Raw genomic sequence first — 315 nt, 5'->3', positions numbered from 1 at the left:
CCCGGGGTACTTTTCACCATTCCCTCACGGTACTAATCCGCTATCGGTCACTGGGAAGTATTCAGGCTTACCGGGTGGTCCCGGCAGATTCACAGCAGATTCCACGGGCCCGCTGCTACTCGGGAACACCATCAAGACAGACGTCGGGTTTTCACGTACCGGGCTCTCACCGTCTACGGCAGGCCATCCCAAGCCATTTCCGCTAACCACAACATTTTCTCACTGCCCTCCAGCCAGGTAGAGCCGGAAAGATAGGTCCCACAACCCCGCACACACAACCCCTACCCGGTATCACATGCATACGGTTTAGCCATC

General features: G+C 56.8%; 1 rRNA gene. It reads right to left on the bottom strand.

The annotated features are described in order from the left end of the window. Positions 1-315: ribosomal RNA gene (locus HOP53_RS21435) — 23S ribosomal RNA — on the bottom strand; the annotation flags it as partial.

This window comes from Billgrantia ethanolica (genome assembly GCF_021404305.1).
Taxonomy (GTDB): domain Bacteria; phylum Pseudomonadota; class Gammaproteobacteria; order Pseudomonadales; family Halomonadaceae; genus Halomonas; species Halomonas ethanolica.
This window is presented reverse-complemented; position numbering and strand designations above follow the sequence as displayed.